The organism is Streptomyces sp. NPDC104581 (assembly GCF_055583685.1).
Window position 1 is genome coordinate 56862 of the sequence record NZ_JBVJNN010000032.1, and the last position, 26355, is coordinate 83216.

General features: G+C 73.2%; 23 protein-coding genes and 1 pseudogene. 13 read left to right on the forward strand and 11 right to left on the reverse strand.

The features are described from left to right. Positions 1-23: 23 nt before the first annotated feature. Complete coding sequence (locus ACZ61E_RS23890; protein ID WP_469701886.1) at positions 24-461, reverse strand: hypothetical protein; 438 nt, start codon at positions 459-461, stop codon at positions 24-26. A 175-nt stretch (positions 462-636) separates the two neighbouring features. Between ACZ61E_RS23890 and ACZ61E_RS23895 the strand changes: the two genes are divergently transcribed. Next, positions 637-1794, forward strand: coding sequence for an ROK family transcriptional regulator (locus ACZ61E_RS23895; protein ID WP_469701887.1), 1158 nt, complete (start codon positions 637-639; stop codon positions 1792-1794). A gap of 395 nt (positions 1795-2189) precedes the next feature. On the opposite strand, the gene ACZ61E_RS23900 is transcribed toward ACZ61E_RS23895, so the two are convergent. Further along, positions 2190-2954, reverse strand: coding sequence for a GntR family transcriptional regulator (locus ACZ61E_RS23900; protein ID WP_469701888.1), 765 nt, complete (start codon positions 2952-2954; stop codon positions 2190-2192). 575 nt (positions 2955-3529) lie between these two features. Between ACZ61E_RS23900 and ACZ61E_RS23905 the strand changes: the two genes are divergently transcribed. Beyond that, positions 3530-5134 carry an alkaline phosphatase D family protein gene (locus ACZ61E_RS23905; protein ID WP_469701889.1) on the forward strand — a complete coding sequence of 535 codons (1605 nt, stop codon included), beginning with the start codon at positions 3530-3532 and terminating at the stop codon, positions 5132-5134. 192 nt (positions 5135-5326) lie between these two features. Then, entirely contained in the window at positions 5327-6814 is a 1488-nt protein-coding gene (locus tag ACZ61E_RS23910) for a GNAT family N-acetyltransferase (RefSeq protein WP_469701890.1), read from the forward strand. A 119-nt stretch (positions 6815-6933) separates the two neighbouring features. Here ACZ61E_RS23910 and ACZ61E_RS23915 read toward each other — a convergent pair whose 3' ends face one another. Continuing rightward, on the reverse strand, positions 6934-8163 hold the full coding sequence (locus ACZ61E_RS23915) for a trans-sulfuration enzyme family protein (protein WP_469701891.1): 1230 nt from the start codon (positions 8161-8163) through the stop codon (positions 6934-6936). Positions 8164-8222: 59 nt separating this feature from the next. Between ACZ61E_RS23915 and ACZ61E_RS23920 the strand changes: the two genes are divergently transcribed. Both ACZ61E_RS23920 and ACZ61E_RS23925 read left to right on the forward strand, forming a co-directional pair. After that, positions 8223-8723, forward strand: coding sequence for an Lrp/AsnC family transcriptional regulator (locus ACZ61E_RS23920; RefSeq protein ID WP_469701892.1), 501 nt, complete (start codon positions 8223-8225; stop codon positions 8721-8723). Positions 8724-8764: 41 nt separating this feature from the next. Beyond that, a complete protein-coding gene (locus ACZ61E_RS23925; RefSeq protein WP_469701893.1) occupies positions 8765-10447 on the forward strand; it encodes a DUF885 domain-containing protein in 1683 nt (560 codons plus the stop codon). Positions 10448-10645: 198 nt separating this feature from the next. On the opposite strand, the gene ACZ61E_RS23930 is transcribed toward ACZ61E_RS23925, so the two are convergent. From ACZ61E_RS23930 to ACZ61E_RS23940, 3 genes are all read right to left on the reverse strand, one after another. Then, positions 10646-13669 (reverse strand): AAA family ATPase, encoded by a 3024-nt coding sequence (locus tag ACZ61E_RS23930; protein ID WP_469701894.1) that lies wholly within the window; start codon positions 13667-13669, stop codon positions 10646-10648. Beyond that, positions 13666-14832, reverse strand: a complete 1167-nt coding sequence (locus tag ACZ61E_RS23935) for an exonuclease SbcCD subunit D (RefSeq protein WP_469701895.1) — start codon at positions 14830-14832, stop codon at positions 13666-13668. The genes ACZ61E_RS23930 and ACZ61E_RS23935 overlap by 4 nt, the downstream gene beginning before the upstream one ends. Positions 14833-14925: 93 nt before the next feature. Beyond that, the gene (locus ACZ61E_RS23940; protein ID WP_469701896.1) at positions 14926-15552 is read right to left on the reverse strand and encodes a YigZ family protein; all 627 of its coding nucleotides are present in this window, start codon (positions 15550-15552) and stop codon (positions 14926-14928) included. Positions 15553-15665: 113 nt separating this feature from the next. Between ACZ61E_RS23940 and ACZ61E_RS23945 the strand changes: the two genes are divergently transcribed. After that, the gene (locus ACZ61E_RS23945) at positions 15666-16073 is read left to right on the forward strand and encodes a CoA-binding protein (RefSeq protein WP_469701897.1); all 408 of its coding nucleotides are present in this window, start codon (positions 15666-15668) and stop codon (positions 16071-16073) included. 74 nt (positions 16074-16147) lie between these two features. On the opposite strand, the gene ACZ61E_RS23950 is transcribed toward ACZ61E_RS23945, so the two are convergent. Continuing rightward, entirely contained in the window at positions 16148-16711 is a 564-nt protein-coding gene (locus ACZ61E_RS23950) for a YbaK/EbsC family protein (RefSeq protein WP_469701898.1), read from the reverse strand. Between the two features lie 88 nt (positions 16712-16799). After that, positions 16800-17372 (reverse strand): helix-turn-helix domain-containing protein, encoded by a 573-nt coding sequence (locus ACZ61E_RS23955; RefSeq protein WP_469701899.1) that lies wholly within the window; start codon positions 17370-17372, stop codon positions 16800-16802. 137 nt (positions 17373-17509) lie between these two features. Here ACZ61E_RS23955 and ACZ61E_RS23960 point away from each other — a divergent pair. Next, positions 17510-17725, forward strand: a pseudogene (locus tag ACZ61E_RS23960) (EamA family transporter); the annotation flags it as partial. A gap of 56 nt (positions 17726-17781) precedes the next feature. On the opposite strand, the gene ACZ61E_RS23965 reads toward ACZ61E_RS23960, so the two are convergent. After that, positions 17782-18525: an acyltransferase gene (locus ACZ61E_RS23965; protein ID WP_469701900.1), complete on the reverse strand. Its 744-nt coding sequence runs from the start codon at positions 18523-18525 to the stop codon at positions 17782-17784. A gap of 417 nt (positions 18526-18942) precedes the next feature. Here ACZ61E_RS23965 and ACZ61E_RS23970 point away from each other — a divergent pair, with 417 nt between their 5' ends. The 5 genes from ACZ61E_RS23970 (at position 18943) to ACZ61E_RS23990 (ending at position 23471) form a co-directional block, all read left to right on the forward strand. After that, complete coding sequence (locus ACZ61E_RS23970) at positions 18943-20646, forward strand: sensor histidine kinase (protein WP_469701901.1); 1704 nt, start codon at positions 18943-18945, stop codon at positions 20644-20646. A 153-nt stretch (positions 20647-20799) separates the two neighbouring features. Continuing rightward, positions 20800-21222, forward strand: a complete 423-nt coding sequence (locus ACZ61E_RS23975) for a roadblock/LC7 domain-containing protein (RefSeq protein WP_469701902.1) — start codon at positions 20800-20802, stop codon at positions 21220-21222. Then, on the forward strand, positions 21219-21578 hold the full coding sequence (locus tag ACZ61E_RS23980; RefSeq protein ID WP_469701903.1) for a DUF742 domain-containing protein: 360 nt from the start codon (positions 21219-21221) through the stop codon (positions 21576-21578). The genes ACZ61E_RS23975 and ACZ61E_RS23980 overlap by 4 nt, the downstream gene beginning before the upstream one ends. Further along, positions 21559-22173: a GTP-binding protein gene (locus tag ACZ61E_RS23985; protein ID WP_469701904.1), complete on the forward strand. Its 615-nt coding sequence runs from the start codon at positions 21559-21561 to the stop codon at positions 22171-22173. The genes ACZ61E_RS23980 and ACZ61E_RS23985 overlap by 20 nt, the downstream gene beginning before the upstream one ends. Further along, on the forward strand, positions 22170-23471 hold the full coding sequence (locus ACZ61E_RS23990; RefSeq protein WP_469701905.1) for a cytochrome P450: 1302 nt from the start codon (positions 22170-22172) through the stop codon (positions 23469-23471). The genes ACZ61E_RS23985 and ACZ61E_RS23990 overlap by 4 nt, the downstream gene beginning before the upstream one ends. Positions 23472-23534: 63 nt before the next feature. On the opposite strand, the gene ACZ61E_RS23995 is transcribed toward ACZ61E_RS23990, so the two are convergent. Further along, the gene (locus ACZ61E_RS23995; RefSeq protein WP_469701906.1) at positions 23535-24761 is read right to left on the reverse strand and encodes a cytochrome P450; all 1227 of its coding nucleotides are present in this window, start codon (positions 24759-24761) and stop codon (positions 23535-23537) included. 227 nt (positions 24762-24988) lie between these two features. Between ACZ61E_RS23995 and ACZ61E_RS24000 the strand changes: the two genes are divergently transcribed. Next, positions 24989-25519, forward strand: coding sequence for a gamma carbonic anhydrase family protein (locus tag ACZ61E_RS24000; RefSeq protein WP_469701907.1), 531 nt, complete (start codon positions 24989-24991; stop codon positions 25517-25519). A 13-nt stretch (positions 25520-25532) separates the two neighbouring features. Here the strand turns inward: ACZ61E_RS24000 and ACZ61E_RS24005 are convergent, their stop codons facing one another. Then, positions 25533-26207, reverse strand: a complete 675-nt coding sequence (locus ACZ61E_RS24005) for a DedA family protein (protein ID WP_469701908.1) — start codon at positions 26205-26207, stop codon at positions 25533-25535. Positions 26208-26355 lie beyond the last annotated feature (148 nt).

The following is a 26355-nucleotide window of genomic DNA, read 5'->3' on the forward strand; positions in this document are numbered from 1 at the left end:
CCGCGAGGTCGGGGAGCCACCCCCTACGGCGGGTCCGTCTCCGTGACGGCCGCCAGCAGCTGGAAGGGCTGCTCCTCGCCCTGGTGGGACACGCCGACCGCGACCCAGCGGTCCCCGGTCCGCCACAGGTGCGCGTGTTCGACGCCGTAGGAGAGTTCGTGCCACGGCTCAGGTATCTCCTCGCCCTCGCCGGCGCGGACCCGGGTGCTCCAGAGGCTCATGAGCTGCGGCTCCCCCCAGCGCGCCGCCAGCACCGAGGCCAGGGCGGCGCACTCGGCCTCGTAATGCTCCGCCTCCCGCGCGCGGCGTGTCCCGTCGTCCTCCCAGAAGGGCTCACCGCTCACCAGCTCCGCCAGGTGGTAGCCCGGTCCGCTCGTGCCCTCGCCGGATCCGGCGCGCTCGGCCGGGAAGGGCCGGGCGCACAGCAGATCGATGGTGGCGACGTGCCGGGCGGTGCTCATGGCTCCAGTAAACCGCCCGGCACTGACAATTGGCATGGCGTCAGACGTGCCTCGCGACGGGGCGGCGGTCCCGCGCGTTCCGGTACGGCGCGGCCCCCGTGTCGTCGCCCGTTAGCCGCCCGCGCGACCACCGAGTACCATCCGGCAGACACGCGCACGAGCTTGGAGGCTTACCGTGGGGCGGTTGACCGGCGGGGACCCTTCCTTGTTGCGGCGGATCAACTCCGCGGTGGTGCTGCACGCGCTGCGGGGCGCCGACTGCCCCACGTTCACCGATCTGACCCGGATCACCGGTCTGTCACGGCCCACGGTCGAGGGTGTCGTCGAAGGGCTGATGGAGCTCGGTCTGGTGACGGAGGCGGCCCCGGGCGAGGGCGCGACCCGCAGACAGGGACGCCCCGCGCGGAGGTTCCGCTTCCGGGCCGAGGCCGGGCATCTGCTCGGCATCGAGATCGGGCCGCACCGGGTCGCCGCGCTGCTGTCGGGTCTCGACGGCCGGATCATCGGGGCGAGTTCACGCGAGGCGACGGAGACCGCGTCGGCGGACGAGCGGCTGGACCGGGTGCGGGTCGTCGTCTCCGACGTGCTGCGCCGCGCGGGGGTGGCGCGCAGTTCGCTGCGGGCGGTCGGTGTCGGCAGCCCCGGCATCGTGGAGGCCGACGGCACGGTACGGCTCGGTACGGCGCTGCCCGAGTGGACGGGCCTCGCGCTCGGCGAGCGGCTGCGCCGTTCGTTCAGGTGTCCGGTGCTGGTGGAGAACGACGCCAACGCCGCGGCGGTGGCGGAGCACTGGAAGGGCGCGGCGACCGACTCGGACGACATCGTGTTCGTGCTCGCCGGACTCAGTCCGGGGGCAGGCTCGCTGATCGGCGGTCGGCTGCACCGTGGATACGGCGGTGCGGCGGGTGAGATCGGGGCGCTGCATCTGCTGGGCCGCGAGGTGACACCGGAGAAGCTGCTGTCGACGACGGACGAGCCGCTGCATCCGCTCGACGAGCGGGCGGTGGCACGGGTGTTCGCGATGGCCAAGGAGGGTGACGTCGGGGCGAAGCAGGCGATGGAGCGGTTCATCCAGCGGCTGGTCCACGACGTGGCCGCGCTGGTGCTTGCGCTCGACCCCGAGATGGTGATCATCGGTGGCTGGGCGGCCGGACTCGACGGCGTACTCGACCCGCTGCGCGACGAGCTGTCCCGGTACTGTCTGCGCCCGCCCCGGGTGACGCTGTCACTGCTGGGCGAGGCGGCGGTGGCCACGGGCGCGCTGCGTCTGGCGCTGGACCATGTCGAGGAAGAGCTCTTCGCGGTGGACGCGACGGTGACGGCCCGCCGTTAGGGGGCCTCGAAGTCCCGTCCGGTCTCCCGCGACGTCCTGCACGGCACCTCTCCCCCGTAACCCAGCGGGGGCACGGCACGGGAGGTGCCCCCGCGTTGTCGTAAGCCGGCCGAGTACGCCCGGTACGACGCTGATCCCCCGCCTTGCGACGCACCGCACCGGACGCCACGGGCCCCGTCCCCGGGCTGACGGCGCTGCATCGCGGACATCCCCTGGAGCCTGCGGGGTCTTCGGGGATTCAGCCCGGACCGTCGGGGAGCGGTCGGTGCCGGTCGGAGGCCGGCCGCAATGTCGGCTTTCGACAGCACAGGGCCCCCGTGCCCCTTCGAGGGCTACGGGGGCAGAGTCCGTTCCTGCGTCGCGGGCGGCCCCTGCGCGGCGCCCGCAGCGGCGCGTCAGGAAGCCTTGCGCTCGTCCGGGTGGTGGCTGATCTGGACGTCGCCCGTGTCGCCGAAGGTGAGCCGGCAGGTGTCGGCGCGGTACGTGGCCACCGAGACCGCCGCCGTACGGCCCCCGGCCAGATAGCGGGTGGTGACCACGAGCACGGGCGCGCCCGGCAGCCGGTCGAGTTCCTTGGCGTCGTCCACGCGGGCGGAGCCCAGCTCCACGGCGCGGTCCTGGCCCTCCATGCCGAGCCGCTGGAGCTCGCGCAGCACACTGCGCGCGCGGGCGGGGCCGGACGGGATGTCTATGGCGGGCAGCTCGGGGACCGACTCCGAGGGGACGTAGAGCAGCTCGGCCGCGACGGTCTGTCCGTGTGTCACACGCGTCCTGCGCACCGTGTGGACCGCGTCGCCCGCGTCCGTACCGAGCATCCTGGCCACGGCGGCGGGCGGCGCGGCGGACACCGAGTCGACGGGCTGCCACGCGTCCGGGTCCGCGCCCGGCCACTCCTGCTGGGTGGTCGACACGTCGACACCCATCCGCGGCGGCGCGACGGTCGTGCCCACGCCGCGGCGGCGCTGCAACCGGCCTTCGAGTTCGAGCTGTTCGAGCGCCTGACGGAGTGTCGCGCGGGCGACGCCGAAGCGGGCGGCGAGGTCACGCTCGTTGGGCAGCACCTCACCGACCGCGAAGTCGGAGTCCAGCGCCTCGCCGAGCACGGTCTTGAGGTGCCAGTACTTGGGCTCCGGCACTGTTTCGAGCTGCGTGGTCCCCACCGTGATCCTCCGCAATCGCCGTGTCCCCGGCGGCTTTTCCATGCACTTGTTTATTAAAGGTTCCTGCACTAACTCTCCGAGAGTAGGACGGCCGATCGCTTTGGTCAAGACCAATCCTGCGGCCACTCCCGGACGGAATCGCACTCTGCCACAGACCGTTCACACAGAGTTCGCGGGTTTGGCGTGAAACGACGACATCGGCAGGTGGGGGCCCCGGGGACGGATACCCCGCACGGCGGGACCGAGACATACCGGCATGTCAGGGGGCCGGGACGCGTTCGCCCTCCACGACCGGGAGGGCCGCCGCCCCGCGCCCCCGGCGCCCGGGGCCCGGGGCCGGGGGCCGCGCGGATGCCCGCGAGCGGGCTCCCCGGCGGCCCGTGCGGGGCGGGGGACCCCGGTGCCCACGACGGGCGCGGCGAGCGCCGCCGCCGCGGTACGAGGCCGGAAAAGAGCGTGGGTGTGTTCACCCCGGGTTCGTGTGCCGGCCGTCGCCGGGCGCTACGTATGGCACGTCGACCGTTCACCGTTCCCCAGGTCACGGTCCCACCGAGCCCGCCGCAGGAGGCAGATCGATGACGAACAGTTCCCCGAGTCCGGCCACGGCCCGCCGCACCGTACTGCGCGGCTCGCTCGCCGCGTCCGCCGCGCTGGCCCTGCCCACGACCGCCGCGGCCGTGGCCGGTACGGTCGCCGGCGCCGCTCCCGCCCAGGCGCGCTCCGGCCGGCCGAGCGCCGGCTGGGGTGTGCAGACGGGCGATGTCACCTCGTCGTCCGGTCTGGTGTGGATCCGTTCCGACCGGCCCGCGCGGATGCTGGTGGAGACGTCGGCGACGGAGTCGTTCCGCCGTGCGCGCACCTGGCGCGGTCCGCTCCTCGGCCCCGGCGGTGACTTCACGGGGACGACGCCGCTGCGCGGGCTGCCCGCCGGCGAGCAGGTGCACTACCGGGTGACGCTCGCCGATCCGGACGACCCGCGGCGTACGAGCGAGCCGGTGTACGGCACGTTCCGTACGGCTCCGGCGCGGCGCCGGCAGGGCGTGCGGTTCCTCTGGTCGGGGGACATCGCCGGGCAGGGGTGGGGCATCAACCCGGACGTCGGGGGCTACCGCGCGTACGACGACATGCGCCGGCTCGACCCGGACTTCTTCCTGTGCAGCGGTGACACCGTCTACGCGGACGGGCCGCTGGTGCCGTCCGTGACGCTGCCGGACGGGCGGGTCTGGCGCAACCTCGTCACCGAGGAGAAGTCGAAGGTGGCGGAGACGCTGGACGAGTACCGGGGCCAGTTCCGCTACAACCTGCTCGACCACAACGTCCGCCGCTTCAACGCGCGAGTGCCGGCGATCGTGCAGTGGGACGACCACGAGGTGCGCAACAACTGGTATCCGGGGCAGATCCTGGACGACGCGCGGTACCGGGAGAAGGACGTCGGCGTGCTGGCGGCGCGCTCGATCCAGGCGTTCGGTGAGTACTTCCCGGTGCCGACGCTCCGCGCGCGCGGTGAGGACCGGCGGGTGCACCGGGTGGTGCGGTACGGGCCGCTGCTCGACGTGTTCGTGCTGGACATGCGCTCGTTCCGCAACGCCAACTCGCCCGGCCGGCAGGCCGACGACACGACGGGCATTCTCGGCGCGGAGCAGCTGGACTGGCTCAAGCGCGAGTTGTCGCGCTCACGCGCGGTGTGGAAGGTCATCGCGGCGGACATGCCGATCGGTCTGGTCGTGCCGGACGGTTCGGCGGACATCGAGGCGATCGCGCAGGGCGACCCGGGCGCGCCGCTGGGGCGGGAGCTCCAGATCGCGGATCTGCTGCGGTACGTCAAGCACCGCCGGATCACCGGCACGGTGTGGCTGACGGCGGATGTGCACTACACGTCGGCGCAGCACTACGAGCCGGAGCGCGCGGCCTTCAAGGACTTCGCGCCGTTCTGGGAGTTCGTGTCGGGTCCGCTGGCGGCCGGCGGGTTCCCGGCGAACGCGCTGGACGGGACGTTCGGGCCCGACCGGGTCTTCGTGCGGGCTCCGGACCGGGCGAACGTGTCGCCGATGGAGTCGCCGCAGTACTTCGGCGAGGTCGACATCGACGGTGACAGCGGCGAGTTGACGGTGCGGCTGCGGGCCGAGGGGAACCAGGTGCTGTTCAGCAAGGTGCTGAAGCCGGGCCGGGTCGGCCAGTAGGCCCCGGGTGTCCGGGGCGGGTAGCCTCGCGGGAGGACGCGGATCCCGCCCCGGTCGTCGGGATGGGGCGGGGAGCGGTCGTCGCACGCCGTAAATCAACCAAAAGTAGTTGATAGGCGAACAGAAGCATCTTTTACCCATCAGTCACAGTACGTTCGTGATCGCGCAACACCGTTGAGTCACAGTGAGGTCATGACCGATGTGACTTCATCGAAGAGCGCCAGGCGCCCCCATCACTGGCGCCGGGATCTCGTCGAACTGGCCGCCTTGTTCACCGCGGTGGCGGTCGCCGACGCTGTCGCCAACATGATCGTGCACGGTCCGGACGGACCCGTCCTGCTCGTCGCGTCCGCGATCGCCCTGATCCTCACGGCCGGATTCCACATCTGGTGGTCGAGGCGCCACGGTCACGCGCCGCCGGTCGACGCGCCACCGGACAGCGGTGCGCCGGACGGTGTCGCCCCGGACGGCGGAGGAACGCGCACGTCCGACGGCGCGCCGGCCGGGTCCGTCGACCGAACCGCCGCCGCCGGGGAGACCGAAGCCGCCACCGCGCTGTGGCGGATGCGGGCGACCGTGCGTGACGCCCCCGGTTCGCTGGCCGCGCTGTGCACCGTCCTCGCCCGCCGCCGGGTGGACATCCTCACGCTCCAGACGCACCCGCTGGCCACCGGCACCGTCGACGAGTTCCTGCTGCGCGCGCCCGCCGCGCTGCCCGCGCGGCAGCTCACCCGGGAGATCTCCCTCGCGGGCGGGAGCGACATCTGGATCGAGCGCGCCGACGCGCACGATCTCGTGGACGCGCCGACCCGGGTGCTGGGCCTGGCCACCCGTACGGCCCTGGACGCCGCCGAACTTCCGCTGGCTCTGCGCCAGTTGCTCGGGCGCTGCACGATCCACTCACTGCCCGCCGTCTCCCCCACCGGGCGTCCGACCGGCGAGAGCGCCCCTGTCGAAGGCGTCCTGGAGAGCACCACGATGCGGATGCGCGACCCGAACGGCGGCACGATCACCGTCGAGCGCCACCATCTGCCGTTCACGCCGACCGAGTTCGCCAGGGCGCGCGCCCTGGTGGAACTCGACGCGCGCCTGGGCCCGCGCGTCCCGCGCGGCCGGGACGTCCTGACCCTGCCCGAGGGCCGGATCACCGTCCGCCGCGCCGACCGGAGCGATGTCGACGCGGCGACGGCGATGCACGAACGCTGCTCCGAGCGCACCCTTGGCCTGCGCTACCACGGTCCGGTGGGCGACGCGGACCGCTATCTGGACCATCTGCTGAGCCCGCGGCACGGGCGGACACTGAAGGTCCAGACGGCGTCCGGGCGTCTCGTCGCGCTCGGCCATCTGCTGTGGGACGGCGACGAGACCGAGGTCGCGCTGATCGTCGAGGACGCCTGGCAGCGGCGCGGCATCGGCTCCGAACTCCTGCGCCGGCTGGTCGCGCTCGCCGTCGAGGCGGGCTGCGCGAGCGTGTACGCCGTCACGCAGGCGTCCAACACCGGGATGGTCGCCGCCATGCGCGGACTCGGTCTGCCGCTCGACTACCAGATAGAGGGTGGCACGCTGGTCGTCACCGCCCGGCTCAGGGGTTCGGACGAGCGGCGGACACCGGCGACGACGGACGAGACACCCTACGGAGCGGTGTACGGGCCGCCGCACGGCCTCCGACCGGGGTCCTAGGCGCGTCCGGAAACCAGCGCCGCGCCGGCCGAAGGGCGGAGCCCCCGGCGGCCGGCGCGGCGCACCGCGAGGCGGAGGACCGGCCCCGCACCGTACAGGGGGGCACCCGGCCGCGCCTTCTAGGTGAGGGACCCGGTCCGGGTCTCCGGCGATCGCGTCTCCCGTCCGGAACGAGCGCTGAGCGCCTCGGTGAGATCGCGCCACAGGTCCTCGACGTCCTCCAGGCCGACCGACATCCGCAGCAGCCGGTCGCTCACCCCGGCCGACCGCCGGTCCCCCTCCGGCACGATCCGGTGGCTGATGGAGGCCGGGTGCTGGATGAGGGTGTCCACGCTGCCGAGGCTGACCGCCGGGGTGATCAGCCGCACGCCGGCGATCACCTCGTGCGGGTCCCCGTAGACCTCGAAGGACACCATCGCCCCGCCGATGCGCGGGTAGTGGACGCGGGCGACGCGCGGGTCGGTGGCCAGTCTGCGGGCCAGGTCGGCCGCGGTGGCCGAGGCCGCGCGCACCCGCACGGGCAGCGTGGACAGACCGCGCAGCAGCAGATAACCGGCCATCGGGTGCAGCACCCCGCCGGTCGCGAACCGCACCTGGCGCAGCTTGCGCGCGAACTCCTCGTCGCACGCGACGACTCCGCCGAGCACGTCGCCGTGTCCGCCGAGGTACTTCGTCGCGCTGTGCAGGACGAGCCGGGCGCCGTGCTCGGCGGGGCGTTGCAGCACGGGGGTGGCGAAGGTGCTGTCGACCAGCAGCGGTATCGAGCCGCAGGCATGGGCGACGGCGGCGATGTCGACCTCGGCGAGGGTCGGGTTGGCGGGGGTCTCGACCATCACCAGGCCGGTGTCGGGGCGGATGGCGTCGGCGATGCCCGCGGGATCGGTCCAGGTCACCTCCGTACCGAGGAGGCCGGCGGTCAGCAGGTGGTCGCTGCATCCGTAAAGAGGCCGCACCGCCACGACATGGCGCAGACCGATGCCGGACCGTACGAGCAGGACCGCGGTGAGGGCCGCCATGCCGCTGGCGAACGCCACCGCGCTCTCGGTACCCTCCAGCCGGGCGAGCGCCGTCTCGAAGCGGGCCGTCGTCGGGTTGTCCAGCCGGGCGTACACGGGCGGGCCGTCGGGCCGCGCGCCGGTGGTGGCGAACTCGTCGATCCGCGCCGCCTCGTCACGGGTGTCGTAGGAGGGGTAGGTCGTCGACAGATCGATCGGCGCCGCGTGCACACCGAGCCGTGCGAGGTCCTCGCGGCCCGCGTGCACCGCCTCGGTGGCCAGCGCCCGGGGGGCGGTCGCGGACAGGGGCGGGGTCACGGGTTCGCTCATGCCACCGGCATCCAGGGAGTCCATGCACGCACTCTGAACATCCGGCGGGAATGACGGGGAGAACTCCGTGTTACGTTCGGCCGATGAGTGAGTCTGTCGTACTGGACACGGTCGATCTGCACATACTGCGCCTGTTGCAGAACGACGCACGGACCACCTACCGGGAGATCGCCGCCGAGGTCGGGGTCGCCGCTTCGACCTGTCTGGACCGGGTGGCCAGACTTCGCCGCTCCGGGGTGATCCTGGGACATCAGCTGCGCCTTGATCCGGCCAAACTCGGCCGTGGCCTCCAGGCGTTGCTGTCCGTGCAGGTCCGGCCGCACCGCCGCGAACTGATCAAGCCGTTCGTGGAGCGGATCCGGGGGCTGCCGGAGTCCCGCTCGCTGTTCCATCTGACCGGGCCGGACGACTATCTGGTCCTTGTGGCGGTGGCCGACACGGCGGATCTCCAGCGGCTCGTGGTGGACGAGTTCACCTCACGGCCGGAAGTCGCCCGTGTCGAGACCCGGTTGGTCTTCCAGCAGTGGGACTGCGGTCCCCTTATGCCGCCTTCGTCAGCCAACCCGCCGGCAACGCGGTCCTGAAGCGGGGTGACGCGCGGTCCCCGCTCGGAGAGGATGTCGCCATGCCAGACACTTCCAGCAGCGCGCTGCCCCGCCAGGTCGCCGACGCCTATGTCGACGCACTCATCGAACTCGATCCGATCACCGGTACCTTCCTGGGCGTCGCGGCGTGCTCCGGCCGCCTGCCCGACTTCTCACCGGCCGGAGCGCGGGAGGCCGCCGACCTCGCCCGCGCGACCCTCGCCAAGCTCGACATCGCGGTGAAGCTGCCGGGGGCCGACAACGACCGGGAACGACGCTGCGCCAGGCTGCTCCGCGAACGGCTGACCGCCGAACTCGCCGTCCACGACGCCGAGGAGAACCTGCGCGCGGTCAGCAACATCCACTCCCCCGCCCACAACGTACGCGACATCTTCGCCGTGACGCCGACCGAGACGGACGAGGACTGGGCGGCTGTGGCCCAGCGCCTGCGCGCCGTACCGGCCGCGCTGGAGGGGTTCCGCGAGTCGCTGGCCCTCGGTCTGGAGCGGAATCTGCCGGGCGGGCCGCGTCCGACGGCGACGTTCGTCGGCCAGCTCACGGAGTGGGCGGGTGACGGCACCGGCTGGTTCGACGAGTTCGCCGCCGCCGGACCCGACTCGCTCCGTACGGAGCTGGACGCGGCGGCCGCGCAGGCCACGGGCGCCGTCGCCGCGCTGCGCGACTGGATGCGCGACGTGTACGCGCCGGCCGTCGCGGGCACGCCCGACACGGTGGGCCGTGAGCGCTACGCCCGCTGGTCGCGCTACTTCAACGGCACCGACCTCGATCTCGACGAGGCGTACGCCTACGGCTGGTCCGAGTACCACCGGCTGCGCGCCGAGATGACCACGGAGGCCGAGAAGATCCTCCCCGGCGCGACCCCCTGGGAGGCGCTGGCCCACCTCGACGAGCACGGCGAGCACATCGAGGGCGTGGAGGAGGTGCGCAAGTGGCTCCAGGCCCTGATGGACGAGGCCATCGAGGCGCTGGACGGCACCCACTTCGAACTCGCCGAGCGGGTACGGAAGGTGGAGTCCCGTATCGCCCCGGCGGGCGGCGCGGCGGCGCCGTACTACACCGGACCCTCCGAGGACTTCTCGCGCCCCGGCACCACCTGGCTGCCGACGATGGGCGAGACGCGCTTCCCGGTGTACGACCTGGTGTCGACCTGGTACCACGAGGGGGTCCCCGGCCACCACCTCCAGATCGCGCAGTGGACCCATGTCGCCGACCAGCTCTCGCGCTACCAGGCGTCGGTGGGCGGTGTCAGCGCCAACGCCGAGGGCTGGGCGCTGTACGCGGAGCGGCTGATGGACGAGCTGGGCTTCCTGCCGGACGCGGAGCGCAGGCTCGGCTATCTGGACGCGCAGATGATGCGTGCCTGCCGGGTGATCGTTGACATCGGGATGCATCTGGAGCTGGAGATCCCGGCGGACTCACCGTTCCACCCCGGTGAACGCTGGACACCCGATCTGGCGCAGGAGTTCTTCGGGAACCACAGCGGCAGGCCGGCGGACTTCGTGGAGAGCGAGCTGACCCGCTATCTGTCGATGCCGGCCCAGGCCATCGGCTACAAGCTGGGCGAGCGTGCGTGGCTGCTGGGCCGGGCGAACGCCCGGGAGCGGCACGGCGACGCGTTCGACGCGAAGGCATGGCACATGGCCGCGCTGTCGCAGGGCCCGCTGGGGCTGGACGATCTGGTGGACGAGCTGTCCAAGCTCTGACCGGGTGGCGCCCGGCGCCACGGCGCCGGGCGCGTACTCCCCGGGACACCGCGGTCGGCCCACCCATCGGCTCGTGGGATGGGGGGACGGTCACCCGTCATGGTCGGCGGCCCCGGCCCGTGTCATACGGATTCCGGGGGCGGGTGTCCTGGCCCCCGGACCCCACGGGGTCCCCGGCCCCCGAGCTCGTGGCCGCGTTCAGCCGTCGGTACCGCCCGTTCGCAGCGTGAGCGTCGAGCCCCGGCGGGACTTCGTCACCTCCAGCTGGGTCGGGATCCGGCGGCGCAGGTCCGCGACATGGCTGACGATGCCGACACTGCGGTCGCGTTCGCGCAGCGAGTCCAGCACGTCCAGGACCTCGTCCAGCGTCTGGTCGTCCAGGCTGCCGAACCCCTCGTCGATGAAGAGGGTGTCCAGACGGGCGCCGCCCGCCTCGTCGGTGACGACGTCCGCGAGGCCCAGCGCGAGGGCGAGGGACACGAAGAACGTCTCCCCGCCGGACAGGGTCGCCGTGTCCCGCGCGCTGCCCGTCCAGGAGTCGACGACATGGAGTCCGAGCCCGGACCGTTTCCCGCCGCCGCTGCGGGCGTCGGAGTGGACCAGGGTGTAGCGCCCCGACGACATGCGCAGCAGCCGCGCGGTCGCGGCCTCCGCGACCTGTTCGAGCCTGGCGGCCAGGACGTAGGACTCCAGGCGCATCTTGCGGTCGTTGTCGGTGGAGGTGCCCGCCGTGAGAGCGGCGAGGCGGGCCACCCGCTCGTACTCGGTACGGACGGGGCCGAGCCGCCGCACCTCCTCCTCGGCCTGCCGGGAGAGCCCGGCCAGCTCGCCGACGCGTTCGCGGGCGCCGGTCAGCGCGGAGGACGCGGCGCGCAGCGCGGTCTCGGCCGTCTCGTACGCCATCAGCGCCGTGTCGAGCCGGGCCGGCGGCTCCTGCGCGGCGTCTCGGGCGTCCGGTTCCGCGAGCCGGTCGGCGACGGCGGCGGCCTCGGCCTGCCAGTCGTCCATCCGGTGGGTCAGGCCGCGCTGCTCCGGGCCGGACAGCAGGGCCGCCGCGGCCTCGCGCGGCGTTTCGAACCCCGCGCGGAACGCGGCGTCCGCGAGCCGGCCGTCGGCGTCCTTCAGGCGCTGGGCGGTGGTGTCGAAGTCCCGTACCGCGTCGGCCGCTTCGGCGAGCAGCCGGGCCCTTCTCGTGAGCCGTTCGGCGTGCTCGGCGACGGTGCCCGCGTCACCGCGGGCGCGGACCAGCTCCGCTTCGAGCGTGGTCTGTTCGTGGTCGAGCGCCTCGCGCCGTGAGGTACGGGCCGCGACGCGGTTCTCGGCGGACCGCTGTGCGGCGAGCCGGTCCTCACGTTCCCGTTCGGCGCGGGCCAGCGCCTCACGGGCGGCGTGGGTGCCGGCGGCGAGGCGGTGCGCCGCCGTGTGCTCGTGGCCCAGGCGCTCGGTGAGCGCGGCCAGTTCGGCGACGGTCGAGCCGCCGGCCGCGGACCGCGCCGCCGCGTACTCCTCCCGCAGGGAGGCGTGGTCGCGCTCGGCCTCGGTGACGGCCGCCTCGGCTCCGCGGGACGCGGCGAACGCGGCGTCCTCCGACGCCTGGTCGACCTGGCCCGCCCCGGCCCGTGCGGGCGCCGGGTGGTCGGCGGAGCCGCAGACCGCGCAGGGCTCCCCCGTCACGAGCCGGGCGGCGAGTTCTGCGGCGATACCGCGCAGCCGTCGCTCGCGCAGGTCGAGCCAGTGCTCCTTGGCGTCGTTGGCGCGTTCGCGGGCGGCGTCCAGGAGACGCCGGGACGCCGCGGCCCGTGCGTCGAGGGCGTCGCGGGCGCGGGCCGCTTCGAGCTGTGCGCGGGCCGGTTCGAGCTGTCCCGCGAGCTGTTCGGCGCGGGTCGCCGCCTCCTGGGACGTCTCGACGCGTTCCTGGTGTGCGCGACGGGCGGCCGCCCAGCCGGTGAGCCAGCCTTCGGCGTCGGCGAGCAGTTCCTCGTCCGCGCGGGCCTGGCGGTCCAGCGCGGCCCGTTCGCGGCTGATCTCCGCGCTGCGCAGCTCGGCGCCCCGGGCGGCGTCGACCCGGCCGAGCTCCTCCAGCATCTTCCGTTCCAGCGCGGAGAGGTGGTCGGCGCCGGTGTCGTCGAGTCCGGCGGGGAGCTGGGCGCGTGCCCGGTCGAGGCCGGCGGCGGCCGCGCGGTGCGCGCGGTCGGCGTCGTCGCGCAGGGTGAGCGCGGGAGCGACCCGGTCCGCCTTGCGGGCCCGGTCGAGCGTGGCCCGCGCCGCCTCGTAGTCGGGGCGGCGTGCTTCGAGGGCGTCGGCGCGCCGCCGGCCTTCGGCGAACCGCTGTTGCAGCCGGGCCAGTTCGCGTGCGTCGTCGAGCCGCCGGCGCGCGGCGGCCTGCCCGCTCTCGGCACCCGCGAGGGCGCACTCGGCGATGTCGCGGCGCTCGTGGGCCGTGGCGCGGGCGACGGCGGCCCATGCCAGGACGGCGGGCGCGAGGCCCGGATCGCCGGACTGCCGTGCGGGCAGGGGCTGTTCGATGCCGTCGCGCGCCGCCCCGGCGATGCGCTGTCCGATGTCGAGCAGCCGCTGGTCGCCCTCCCGCACCTGCTGTTCGGCGCCCCGGCGCAGTTCGGCGAGCCGTTCCTCCACGGCGGCGAACCGGCGGGTGTCGAAGAGGCGGCCGAGGAGTCTGCCGCGTGCCTCGGCGTCGGCGCGCAGGAAGCGCGCGAAGTCGCCCTGTGGCAGGAGGACCACCTGGCAGAACTGCTCCCGGCTCATGCCGAGGAGCTGGCCGATCTCCTCGCCGATCTCCTGGTGGGAGCGGCTCAGGGCGCGCCAGTCGCCGCCGGCGGGGTCGTGCTCCCGCAGCCCGCTGCGGGCCTTCTCCATGGTGACGCCGGTGCCCCGCTTCTTGGGGCGGGCCTGCGCGGGGCTGCGGGTGATCTCCAGCCGCCGTCCGCCGACGGTCAGTTCGAGGCACACCTCGGTGTAGGTGCCCGCGGGGGCGTGGTCGCTGCGCAGGGAGGCGTCCTTGGTGGCGCCGCCCTTGATCTGGCGGGCGCCCGGCACGGCGTCGTACAGCGCGTAGCAGACGGCGTCGAGCACCGAGGTCTTCCCGGCGCCGGTCGCGCCGTGCAGCAGGAAGATCCCCCCGGCGCACAGCGCGTCGAAGTCGACCTCCTGGGTGTCGGCGAAGGGGCCGAAGGCGGTGACGGCCAGCCGGTGCAGTCTCATCCGGTCACCTCGCGTACGGCGGTGTCGACGCGTACGTGGTCGAAGGCGCCGCGCAGCACGGTCCGTTCCCGGTCGTCGGGGCCGGCGCCCCTCCTGACGTGCGCGACGAAGTCCTCGGCGATCTCCTGGTCGCTGCGGCCTTCGAGGCGCCGTGCGTAGGAGGTGACGTCGTCCTCGTCGCTCCGGTCGGGATCGAAGACGAGGCTGAGGGTGTGCGGGAAGCGTTCGGTGAGGCGTGCCATGGGATCGGCGGGACGCACGGCGTCGGTGAGTGTCACCTCGGTCCAGGACCGCTCGTGGCGGCTGAGCGCCGGGTCGTCGAGGAGGTCGGCGAGGGTGCCGCGAAGACGGGCGAGCGGGCGCGGGACCGGGCAGTCGATCCGCTCGGCGTCGATCTCGCCCTCGGCGCCGAGGTCCACGAGCCACATCGTCTTGCGGTGGTCGCTCTCGGAGAAGGAGTACGCGAGGGGTGAACCGGAGTAGCGGACCCGTTCGGTGAGGGTCTGCGCGCCGTGCAGATGCCCGAGCGCCACGTAGTCCACGCCGTCGAACGTCCCGGTGGGGACGGCGGACACGCCGCCGACGGTGATGTCGCGTTCGCTGTCACTGGCGGCGCCGCCGGCGACGAAGGCGTGCGCGAGGACGACGGACCGGGTGCCTGCCGGCCGGGCGGCGAGGTCGGCCCGTACGCGGTCGAGCGCGGCGGTCAGCACGGCCTCGTGGCCCGTCCCGGCGGCCTTGAACTCGTCGCGGACCAGGGCCGGTTCGAGGTAGGGCAGACCGTAGAAGGCGACGTCGCCATGGGCGTCGGGGAGCACGACGGGGGTGGCGCAGCGGGCCGGGTCGGTGCGCAGGTGGATTCCGGCGAGGTCGATGAGCCCGGCGCCGACACCGAGCCGGCGGGCCGAGTCGTGGTTCCCGGAGATCATCACGGTCGGTACGTGTGCCTCGGCGAGCCGGTGCAGCGCCCGGTCGAAGAGTTCGACGGCGGAGAGCGGCGGCACCGCGCGGTCGTACACGTCGCCGGCCACGAGGACCGCGTCCACCTCGTGCGCCAGGGCGGTCGCCACCAGGTGGTCGACGAAGGCCGCCTGTGCGTCGAGGAGGCTGACCCGGTGGAACGACCGCCCCAGGTGCCAGTCCGACGTGTGCAGGAATCTCATGATCCCCGAGAGTAACGGTGGGGTCGGACATCCGGTGTGGCCACCGGCATTTCGCCCGTGGGGCGACTGACGCCACGTCCGTCCCGGTGGGTGTCAGATGTCGCCGTACGCCTCACCGCCCAGTTCCAGCAGGGCCGTTCCGGCGGTGGTGTCGGCGAGCCAGTCACGGAAGGCGGGGACGTCGGAGGCGGGCAGTCCGATCCGCATGGTCACTATCTCCGCGTACCGCACGTCGCGCACGGTGCGCCCGGTGGCGCGGAGTTCGTTCTCCAGCTTTCCGGCCCGCTGGTGGTCGACGATGATCGTGGCGAGCCGGTAGCGGCGGCGGGTGACGGTGCCGACCCGGTCGAGCGCCTCGCCCACCGCGCCGCCGTAGGCGCGGATCAGCCCGCCCGCGCCGAGTTTGACGCCTCCGTAGTAGCGGGTGACGACGGCGACGACGTACCGCACGTCCCGGCGCAGCAGCATCTGGAGCATGGGCGCCCCGGCCGTGCCGCCCGGCTCACCGTCGTCGCCTGCCTTCTGTACGGAGGCGTCGGCGCCGATGACGTAGGCGAAGCAGTTGTGCGTGGCGGTGGGATGTTCACGGCGGACGCCGGTGACGAAGTCCCGCGCCTCCTCCTCGGTGGCGGCGGGCGCGAGGGCGCAGAGGAACCGTGACCGGTTGACCTCGGTCTCGTGGACGCCCCGGCGGGCGACGGTGCGGTACTGCTCATGCATCGCGCCACCCTAGGCTCTGCCACCGCGGGGTGTGCATGGCGGGCCCTCGCCAAGGGGCGGGGTGGTTGGGGGGACCGGGGAATTGCCGGGCCCCGCCGTCCGTTGTCCGGGGCATGTACGCAGACGATGAGACGCTCCGCAGGATTCTGACGGCCACGGGCGACACCTGGGCGGTGGTGGGCCTGTCCGCCAACCGTTCGCGGGCGGCCTACGGCGTCGCGGCCGTGCTCCGGGGTTACGGGAAGCGTGTGGTGCCGGTGCACCCCAGGGCGGAGGCGGTCGACGGCGAGCAGGGGTACGCGTCGCTGGCCGAGATCCCGTTCCCCGTGGACGTGGTGGACGTGTTCGTCAACAGTGACCTGGCGGGGCCGGTCGCCGACGAGGCCGCGGCCATCGGCGCGAAGGCGGTCTGGTTCCAGCTCGGGGTGATCGACGAGAAGGCGTTCGAGCGTACGCGGGCCGCCGGTCTCGACATGGTGATGGACCGCTGCCCCGCCATCGAGATACCGCGCCTGGGCTGAGCGGGGCCGGCGCGGGCCGGCCCGAACTCGCCGTCCGCTGCGGGGTGCGCGGTCGCCCGGGGCGCGGGTGGTGCTCAGCCGGTGGCGACGCCGAGTTCCTCGACGACCAGGGCGCCCGGCAGGGTGGTGAACGCCTTGCCGGGGACGATGAGCTTGCCCCGGCGGCGTCCGCTGCCGATGAGCACCCACTCGGTGTCCACGACGGCCGCGTCGACGAGCAGTGTCCACCCGGCGGGCAGGCCGATGGGTGTGATGCCGCCGTACTCCATGCCGGTCTCGCCGGTCGCGGTGTCCATCGGGGCGAAGGAAGCCTTGCGGGCGCCGAGTTGCCTGCGGACGACTCCGTTGACGTCGACGCGTGTCCGGGACAGCACGAGGCAGGCGGCGAGCGTGGAGTCGCCCCCGCGCCTGCCCGCGACGACGACGCAGTTGGCGGACCGGTCGAGCAGATCGGCCCCGTGGTGTTCCACGAAGGCGGCGGTGTCCGCGATCTCGGGGTCGGTGTCCACGTAGAGCAGCCGCTCGGCGGGGACGTCGCCCCGCCAGGCCCGTACGGCGGCGGCGACGGGCTCCGTGAGCAGGTCGAGGCAGTCGGGGGCGGGTCGGGCGTCGGTGAAGTCTCCGATGGGGGCGCGCATGGGCGTCAAGCTAACAGGCGGGCCGGCGGGCGGGCACGGGCGTCCCGCCGGATGGAACGGGAGTGCCGGGGGGCGGTGTGCGGGTCGCTCAGCGCGCGGGCGGGATGGAGACGGCCATCGTCATCTCAAGGGTCGTGCCGCCCTCGTTGCGGTAGGCGTGCGACACGTTCCCCTCGAAGACCGCGGACGACCCCTCGGCCACGGTGTGTTTCGCGCCGTCCACGACGAGGGTCAGCTCGCCCGCGGTGACATGGAGCAGTTCGGTCGTGCCGTCGGGGTGCGCGTCGGAATCGCTGTGCTCGCCGGGCATCAGCTTCCAGGACCAGAGTTCGAGGGGGCCGCGTGCCTCGGTCCCGACGAGCAGGACGGTGGAGCTGCCCGTGTCGGTGGACCACATGCGGACGGCCTGGTCGGCCGGTACGACCCTGACCTGGGGGCCCTGTTCGTAGTCGAGGAGCGTGGTGATGCTGATGCCGAGGGCGTCGGCGAGTTTCACCGTCGTGCCGACGCTGGGGTTGGTGCGCGCCTGCTCGATCTGGATGATCATGCCCCGGCTCACCCCCGACCGGGCCGCCAGGGCGTCGAGCGTGAAGGCTCGCTCGCCGCGCCACCGTTTGAGGTTGCGGGCGAGCGACTGGGTCAGCTGATCGAGCTCCGACACATTCCGTCCAATATATTCAATGGAGCAGTTCAATAGGGTGCACTACGGTGTGGTGCACCAACCGTCCACCACACTGTACTGGCGAGGTTCGCTCCATGACCGCACTGTTCGCGCCGGCCACCGCTCTGCTCTGGGGGCTGGCCGACTTCGGACTCGCCGACGTCGCCGCCAACGGCACGTACTCGATCGCCGCGCGGCACGGCCCCGTGACGGTCGCCGCCGTCCTGGCATCGCTCTGTCCCGTGATCACGGCGGTGGCCGCGGGTGCCGTACCGAGGGAGAGACTGCGCGCCGTACAGGCGGCCGGCGCGGGGCTCGCCCTGACCGGCACGGTCCTGCCGGCGGCGGGCTGACCCCGTCCGTACGACGGCCCCGGCCGGCTCGCTCCGGCGGGCCGCGCCGCCTGGCGTCAGGACAGGTCCGGATCCAGCTCGGCCAGCGCCAGCAGCTGCTGCGGGGTGATGCCCTCCGGGATCGGTACGGGCGCGGGCGTGCGCAGCGGCGGCTGCCAGCCGCGCTCCGGGTCCCAGCTCCGTACGACCCGCGCCGGCGCCCCCGCGACCACCGCGTGGTCGGGCACCTCGCCCCGGACGACCGCGCCCGCCGCGACCACCACGTTCCGGCCGAGCCGCGCCCCCGGAAGGATCACCGCGCCGGTGCCGAGCCAGCACCCGGGTCCCACCGAGACCCGCTCGGTGCGCGGCCACTGCTTGCCGACGGGCGTCTCCGGATCGTCGTAACTGTGGTTCGTGGACGTGATGTAGACATACGGACCGCAGTACGTGTCCGAGCCGATCGTCACCGCCGAGTCGGCGACGACATGGCTGCCCCGGCCGAGGACGACGCCGTCGCCGAGCCGCAGTACCGGCTCCCCGCCCAGGTCCAGGCCGGGCATCATCCCGGCCGTGAGCGTGACGCGTTCACCGATGACACAGTGGTCGCCGAGCTCGATCCACGGCTCGCCGAAGACCGTGCCCTGCGGGAAGGCGAGCCTGGTCCCGGTGCCGATCCGGGCGAAGCGCAGCCTGCCCGGCTGCTCGGCGCTCACCGCGCCCGCCTCCTGGAGCCACCGCCAGCCGCCCTGGACGGCGCGCGCGACGAGCCGACGGCGCCAGGCGGTCAGTGAGGCGAAGGTGTCTCTGCTCTGCGGCACCCGTCCACGGTATCGGCGGGGCCGGGGCGGGCCGGGGCCGCCCGCTGTGACGTTCACCCCACGGCTCCGCACCACCCACGGCTCCCGACCGCCACCCCGGCCCCGCCGTCCCTTCCGCATCGGTCTCCCCTTCCGTCCCGCGGTCCACTGCGCCGTTCTCCCGCACGCGCGATTACCACGACGCCGGCGTCCGGCGGGGCGAGTTGACCGCCGACTCCCTCGTTGGTGGGCACTGCCCCGTCACGGCTCGGTCTCCCCGCCGCACCGTGAGTAGCGTGAGCGCCACGCATGGCCCGGGAGATTCCCGGGAGATCACCGTTGAAGTCGGTGACCGGCGCCCCACCCCCACCACGGCCGACGCGCGCCGCTCGGCCGGTCTGTTCCTTCCCCCGCACTCGAACACCGAGGGACCGCGGAATGTCTGTGCCCGTCACACCGAGCCCCCACCGCGTACTCACCACGCGCCCCCTGTCGCTCGCCGGACCGCCCGGCCTGCTGCTGGTCGCGGGAGCGGCGGCCGGTGCCGCGTACGTGAGCGCCCCGGCCGACGCGCGCGCCTGGACGCTGACGACGCTCGCCGTCGCCTGGGTGGTCCTGGCCGCCACCGTCGTCGGAGCCGGCCTGCTGCTGCGGCGCCACCGCCATGGAGCGGCGCGGGCCGGCGGCGAACTCCAGGCCCTGCACACGCGACTGTCCAGGAGCGACGCGGAGTCGGCCCATCTGGTGAACGTCACGCTCCCCACGGTGGTGAAACGTCTCCGCGACGGGGCGGGCGCCGAGGAGGCTCTCGCCACCGTCCCCGCACCGTCCGATCCCCAACTCCAGCGGTTCCTGCGGGCGTTCGCCGACGAGGTGGCGATCGGCGAACGCCGCGCCGCCGCCGCGACCGCCGACCAGGAAGCGGTGGTGACCAGGCTCGCCCGGATCGCCGACGATCTGGACCTGCTGTCGACGGTGACGCTGCCCGCCGCGCTCGGCGGCCTGCGCGAGGGCCGGGGCGCCGACACCGTACTGGCCGATCTGAAGCGGCCGTCCGATCCCCGGCTCCGGGTCCTGACCGAAGCGGTCGTACGGGACTTCGCCGTCAGCGAGCGGCGCGGCTCGGCCGCCCAGGCGGCCGGTGCCAAGGCCCTGAGCCGGGTCCAGGCGAAGGCGGTGAGCATGCTCGCCGATCTGCGCGAGATGCAGGAACGTCACGGCGAGGAGGTCTTCGGCGATCTCCTGAGGCTCGATCACAACACCTCTCAGCTCGGCCTGATGACCGACCGGCTGGCGCTGCTGATGGGCGGCCGGGCGAGCCGCGCCTGGAACAAGCCGATCAGGATGGAGAGCGTCCTGCGCGGCGCCGTCGGCCGGATCGCGGCCTACCGGCGGGTGCGGCTGCACTGCTCCAGCACCGCGTCCGTGGCCGGATTCGCCGCCGAGGGCGTGATGCACCTGCTGGCCGAACTGATGGACAACGCCGCGAACTTCTCACCGCCGGTCGACGAGGTGCACGTCTACGTCGAGGAACGCTCGGCCGGGATCGTGGTGACCATCGAGGACAGCGGTCTGAAGATGGCGGACGCCGCCATGCGGCGCGCGGAGGAGTCGGTGTCGGGCCGGTCCAACGACCTGGCGTCCCTCCAGGGCACCCGTCTCGGCCTGGCCGTCGTCGGGCGGCTCGCGGCCAAGTACCACCTGAGCGTCAACTTCCGCCCCTCCTCACGCGGCGGCACCGGCGTGGTCGTGCTCTTCCCGCCGCAGCTGCTGGCCCAGCAGCGGAACACGGCGCCCGACTCGCGGGGCCGCCACGCCGCCCCCGTCCCCGTCCCCGCGGCCACGGTCACCGAGCCGGGCTTCACTCCCCCGTCCGTGCCGCTGCCCGCGGCCCTGCCGTCGCCCGCCCGGCCGAAGGACGGGCCGAGGGTGGCGACACCGGGCGGGCTGCCCGTACGGCCGCCGGGACGCACCATGGCGGCGGCGGACCGCGACAGACCGCCGGCGGACGGCACGGGCGGCGGCACCGACGGGGGCGTGGCGCCCGGCCGCGACGCCGGATCGCGGTTCGGCGCGTTCCACCGCGCCCGCCTCCCCCTGGACCCCGGCTCGGCGGAGCCGGAGCCCGGCGACACGTCCTGAGGCCGGGTCGCCTCCCGTTCCCCGTGCGGCGCCGGGAGCACACCAGGCGCCCGCCCCGTCAGTGGACGCGACCGACGCGATCAATGTGAGATTGGAGAAACGGGCAGGTGATCCGTCCCCCGGCGGATCAGCCCGACGCCACCCATGCACCCCATGCCAACGACCGACAACAGCCTGACCTGGCTTCTGGAGGGCCTGCTGGAGCGCACCCCCGGCACCCGGCACGCCCTGGTCCTCTCCCGCGACGGACTCAAACTCTGCTGGAGCCGCCATCTCACGCTCGACCAGGCCGACCAGCTCTCGGCGATCTGCTCCGGCATCCAGGCGCTCGCACAGGGCGCCTCCGTCGAGTTCGGGAACGGCGCGGGCGGCGTACGCCACTCGATGACGGAGTTCCACGGCGGTCTGCTGTTCATCGTGGAGGCGGGCGACGGCGCGCATCTCGCGGTGGTGGCCGAGGACGGCGCGGACCCGGGTGTGGTGGGCCATCAGATGACCGACCTGGTCGATCAGATCGGCGAGCATCTGCGGGCCGAGCCCCGGACCCCGGTGTCCCCCGAGGCCGCCCCGTCATGACCCGCCCGCCTGTCGACACCGGTGATCCCGACCGGCTGTACACCGTCACCGGTGGCCGCAGCCGGGCCGACCACGACTCGTTCGACCTGGTCACGCTGATCGTCAGTGAGTGCGCGCCGGCCCAGGGGACGCAGTCGGAGCACCGGGCGATCCTCGATCTGTGCCGGCACCCCACGGCGGTCGTGGAGATCTCGGCGGAGCTGAGACTGCCCGTGACGGTCGTACGGATCCTGCTCGGCGACCTCCGGGCGACGGGCCGGATCACGGCCCGCCATCCGCGGGTGACGCGCTCCGCCTCGGCCCTTCCCGACCCGGCCCTCTTGAAGGAGGTGCTCCATGGACTCCGCAACCTCTGAGCTGCCCGCCCGCACCCCACTGACCGATGCCGCCGACACCGGACTGAAGATCGTGATCGTGGGCGGCTTCGGAGCCGGCAAGACGACCCTCGTGCGGTCGGTGAGCGAGATCCGTCCGCTCAACACCGAGGAGGTGATGACACAGGCCGGCGTCGGTGTCGACGAGACCACCGGACTCACCACGAAGACCACGACCACGGTCGCCTTCGACTTCGGGCGGATCAGCCTCAGCGACCGGGTGGTGCTCTATCTGTTCGGGGCGCCCGGCCAGGAGCGGTTCTGGTTCCTGTGGGACCGCCTCTTCTCGGGCACCCTGGGCGCGGTCGTCCTGGTCGACACCCGGCGGATGAGCGAGTCCTGGTACGCCATCGACCGGCTGGAACACCACGGGACCCCCTTCGTGGTCGCGGTGAACCGGTTCGACGACGACATCTCCGCGTTCTCGCTCGACGAGATCCGGCAGGCGCTGTCGCTGCCCGAGCGGGTCCCGCTGATCGACTGCGACGCGCGGGTCCGCTCGTCCGGCAAGAACGTCCTGATCGCCCTCGTGGACCACCTGTACGAACTGGCGATGGCACGGGAGTTGACGCCATGACCGATCCACACACCACCCACTGGCCCGATCCCCTCGACGCGCCGGACGCGCCCCCGGGGGCCCAGCCGCCGCCCGGCTGCCCCGCCGCGCATCCCGACTCGGTGCCGCTGAGCGGACTGGAGTTCCAGCAGACCCCGTCGCAGCTCTACCGCAGCCTGCGCCGTGAACACGGCCCGATCGCCCCCGTCCTGCTGGACGGCGGTGTGCCGGCCTGGCTGGTCCTCGGCTACTCCGAGGTCAGCTATGTCACCAGCCATGACGAGCTGTTCGCCAGGGACTCGCGCCGCTGGAACCAGTGGGCGGCGATCCCGGCCGACTGGCCGCTGCTGCCGTACGTGGGCCACCAGCCGTCCGTGCTGTTCACCGAGGGCGCCGAGCACCAGCGGCGGGCCGGCGTGATCACCGAGGCGCTCGAAGCGGTCGACCAGTTCGAACTCGCCCACGACTGCCGGCAGATCGCCGAACAGCTCATCGACGCGTTCGCGGGCTCCGGGGACGCCGAGCTGATGGCCGCCTACGCCCACGCGCTGCCGATGCGGGCGGCCGTCCAGATGTGCGGCATGCCCGCGGCCGGCGCCGACACCGAGGAGCTGGTGAACGACCTGCGGGTGTCGCTGGACGCGGCGGAGGGCGACGACCCGGTCTCGGCGTACGTACGGGTGCAGGAGCGCATCCAGCGGCTGGTGAAGGAGAAGCGCGCCCGGCCCGGCTCGGACGTCACGTCACGGATGCTGGGCCATCCGGCGGGTCTGGCGGACGACGAGATCGTCCAGGACCTGATCTCCGTCATCGCGGCGGCGCAGCAGCCGACGGCCAACTGGATCTGCAACACGCTGCGTCTGCTGCTGACCGACGACCGGTTCGCGCTCAATGTGTCGGGCGGGCGGCTGAGTGTCGGGCAGGCGCTCAACGAGGTGCTGTGGCTGGACACCCCGACACAGAATTTCATCGGCCGGTGGGCGGTGCGCGACACCCAGCTGGGCGGCCGGCACATCAGGGCGGGCGACTGTCTGGTCCTGGGGCTCGCGGCGGCCAACACGGATCCGCAGATCTGGCCCGACGGTCATATCGGCGCGGAGAACTCGGCGCATCTGTCCTTCAGCAACGGCGAGCACCGGTGCCCGTACCCGGCGCCGCTGCTGGCCGACGTGATCGCCCGTACGGCGGTCGAGACCCTGCTGGAGCGGCTGCCGGACGTCGTACTGGCGGTGCGGCCGGACGAGTTGAGATGGCGGCCGTCGATCTGGATGCGAGGGCTGACGGCGCTGCCGGTGGAGTTCACGCCGGTGGTGGGCTGAGCGCCGCCGTCACGCGTCCGCCGGACGGCCCCCGCGGAGCCGGTCCGGCGGACGCGTGGCGGTTCAGCCCGCGACGGGGGTGAACTCCACCGGCAGGGACCGCGGGCCCCGGGTGAACACCCCGTGCTCGACCGGGTCGAAGCCGTCCGCGAGCCGCAACCCGGGCATGGCGTCGAGCAGTTGCCCGACCCCGATCCGCACCTCGGCCCTGGCCAGCAGCGCTCCGACGCAGAAGTGCCGCCCGAGCGCGAAGGCCAGGTGGTCGGCGGCGGCGGAGAACGCGGTCGTGGAGGTCAGGTCCTCGCGGAAGATGTCGAAGGTGTCGGGCTCGGCGAAGCGGTCGGCGTCCCTGTTGGCGGCGCCTATCAGACACGTGACGGTGGCGCCGGCGGGGATGGTGCCTCCGCTGACGGTGACCTCCTCGGCGGTCTGCCGCATGATCATGTGGACCGGCGGTGTGTAGCGCAGTGTCTCGGCGAACGCCCGGTCGATGAGGCTCCGGTCCTCCCGCACGGCGGCGAGCTGGTCGGGGTGGAGCAGCAGATTGGCGAAGATCGAGGCGATGGCCTTGTCGGTGGTCTCTCCGCCGGCCGCGAGCAGCAGGCTGCAGAACGCCTTGATGTCCTCGTCGCTCATCCGCACCCCGTCGACCTCGGCGGCGCAGAGCGTGGACAGCAGGTCGTCACCGAGACTGTCCCGGCGGGCCTGGATGATCGGGATCATGTACTCGGCGAACTCGATCCGGGTCCGCTCGCCCGCCGCGGTCACCTCGGGATCGCCGGAGAGATTGCCGAGGAAGGCGATCACGGTGGTGTACCAGCCGTGGAAGCGGGCGTGGTCGGCGCGGTCGAGCCCGAGCATCTCGGCGATGACGTCGACGGGGAAGCGGGTGGCGAACCCGTCCACCAGGTCGACGCTGCCGGTGTGCCGGAAGGCGTCGATGAGCCGCCGGGAGTTGCGCTCGATGACCGGCAGGAACTTCTCCTCCAGATCGCTGCCCCGGAACGCGGGGGCGACGAGCGCGCGGCGTACGGCGTGCTCCCGGCCGCTGAGCTGGAGGATCGTCTTCCCGTGCACGGGCTCGATCTGCCAGTGGTAGTTCTCGGTGGTGAACGCCGACGCCTTGTCCTTGAAGGCCCGCTCCACGTCCTCGTACCGCGATATGAGGTAGCTGTTGGTGGCCTCGTGCCAGATCAGCGGCGCGCTCTCGCGCATGAGGCGGTAGGCGGGGTACGGATTCTCGGCGAACTCCGCGGAGAGGATGTCGGGGACCTGCTGTGCGGTGGCCATAAAGCTCCCTGCGTCGGAACGACGGCAACATTCGCCTGCGGCCAGGCTATTGACCGGCCGTCGGTTCAGACAGGGGGCGTACCGGCCGACCTGGTGCCGGAGCGGGGCCCGCCCGTCCCTTACGGTTCCGGTGAACGCGCGTGTGCGCGTGGAGCGGCACGCGCGGCTCCCGGACGCGCCGGACAGAGCACGGACGCGCCGGACGGACGGCAGGCGGAGGAGACGGCATGACACAGCGGCCACTGATCGCGGGTGTGGGCGGACAGGAGCCCGTGATCGATCCGGCGGCGTTCGTGGCGCCGACGGCGGTGGTGATCGGCGAGGTCGGCCTGGCGGCCGGTGCGAGCGTCTGGTACCACACGGTGCTGCGGGCGGACGGCGGCCCGGTCGTCATCGGCGCCGACAGCAACATCCAGGACAACTGCACCGTCCATGTCGATCCCGGTTCCCCCGTCACGATCGGCGAGCGGGTCTCGGTGGGGCACAACGCGGTGCTGCACGGCTGCACCGTCGAGGACGACGTCCTGGTCGGGATGGGCGCCACCGTGCTCAACGGCGCGCACATCGGGGCGGGTTCACTCGTCGCGGCCCAGGCGCTGGTGCCGCAGGGGATGCGGGTACCGCCGGGTTCGCTGGTCGCCGGGGTGCCCGCCAGGGTGCGGCGGACGCTGACCGAGGAGGAGCGCGAGGGCATCAAGCTCAACGCGGCGGTCTATCTGGAACTGGCGAACCGCCATCGGGCCGTGCACGAGGAGTGAGACACCCCGGTCGTCAGTCGGTGGCGGGTACGGGCTCGGGCTCGCGCGGGCCCGGTGCGCCCCCGGCGGCGTCCCCGGCCGGCGCGGACGCCTTCTTCGCGCGGTTCCTGATGACGAGCATCGAGGTGAGGCCGATCAGCACGGCGAGGACGAGGCCCATCCAGGAGAAGCGCTTGAGCCATGCCTCGGCGACGATGCCCAGCGAGTAGATGACGGCGGTGGTGCCTCCGGCCCAGACGATTCCGCCCAGGACGTTGGCGACGAGGAACTTCCAGTAGGGCATCCGCAGCACACCCGCGAGCGGTCCGGCGAAGATCCGCAGGAGTGCGACGAAGCGGCCGAAGAAGACCGCCCACATGCCCCACTTCCGGAACGACCGCTCGGCCATCGCGATCTGTGCCTCGCCGAAGTGGCCGGGGAACCTGCGGCCGAGCCGGGCGAGCAGGGGTCGGCCGCCCTTGCGGCCGATGGCGTACCCGATCGAGTCGCCGATGATCGCGCCGGCGGTGGCGCACGCGCCGAGGACGTACGGATCGATGTCGCCGTGCTGCGAGGCCAGCAGCGCCGAGCTGACGAGGACGATCTCACCGGGCAGCGGGACACCGAGGCTTTCGAGCCCGATGACCACCGCGACCAGGGCGTAGACACTGATCGCCGGTACGGTCTCCAGCCACTCCTGGACGTGCAAGACCGTCTCCTCCTGTGTCGGATGTGCCGCTGGGGGGGGGGGGGGGGGGGGGGGGGGGGGGGGGGGGGAGGAGGGGGGGGGGGAGGGGGGGGGGGGGGGGGAAAAAGGGGGGGCCCCCGCGGGGGGGGGGGTGAGGTGGCCCCCGCCG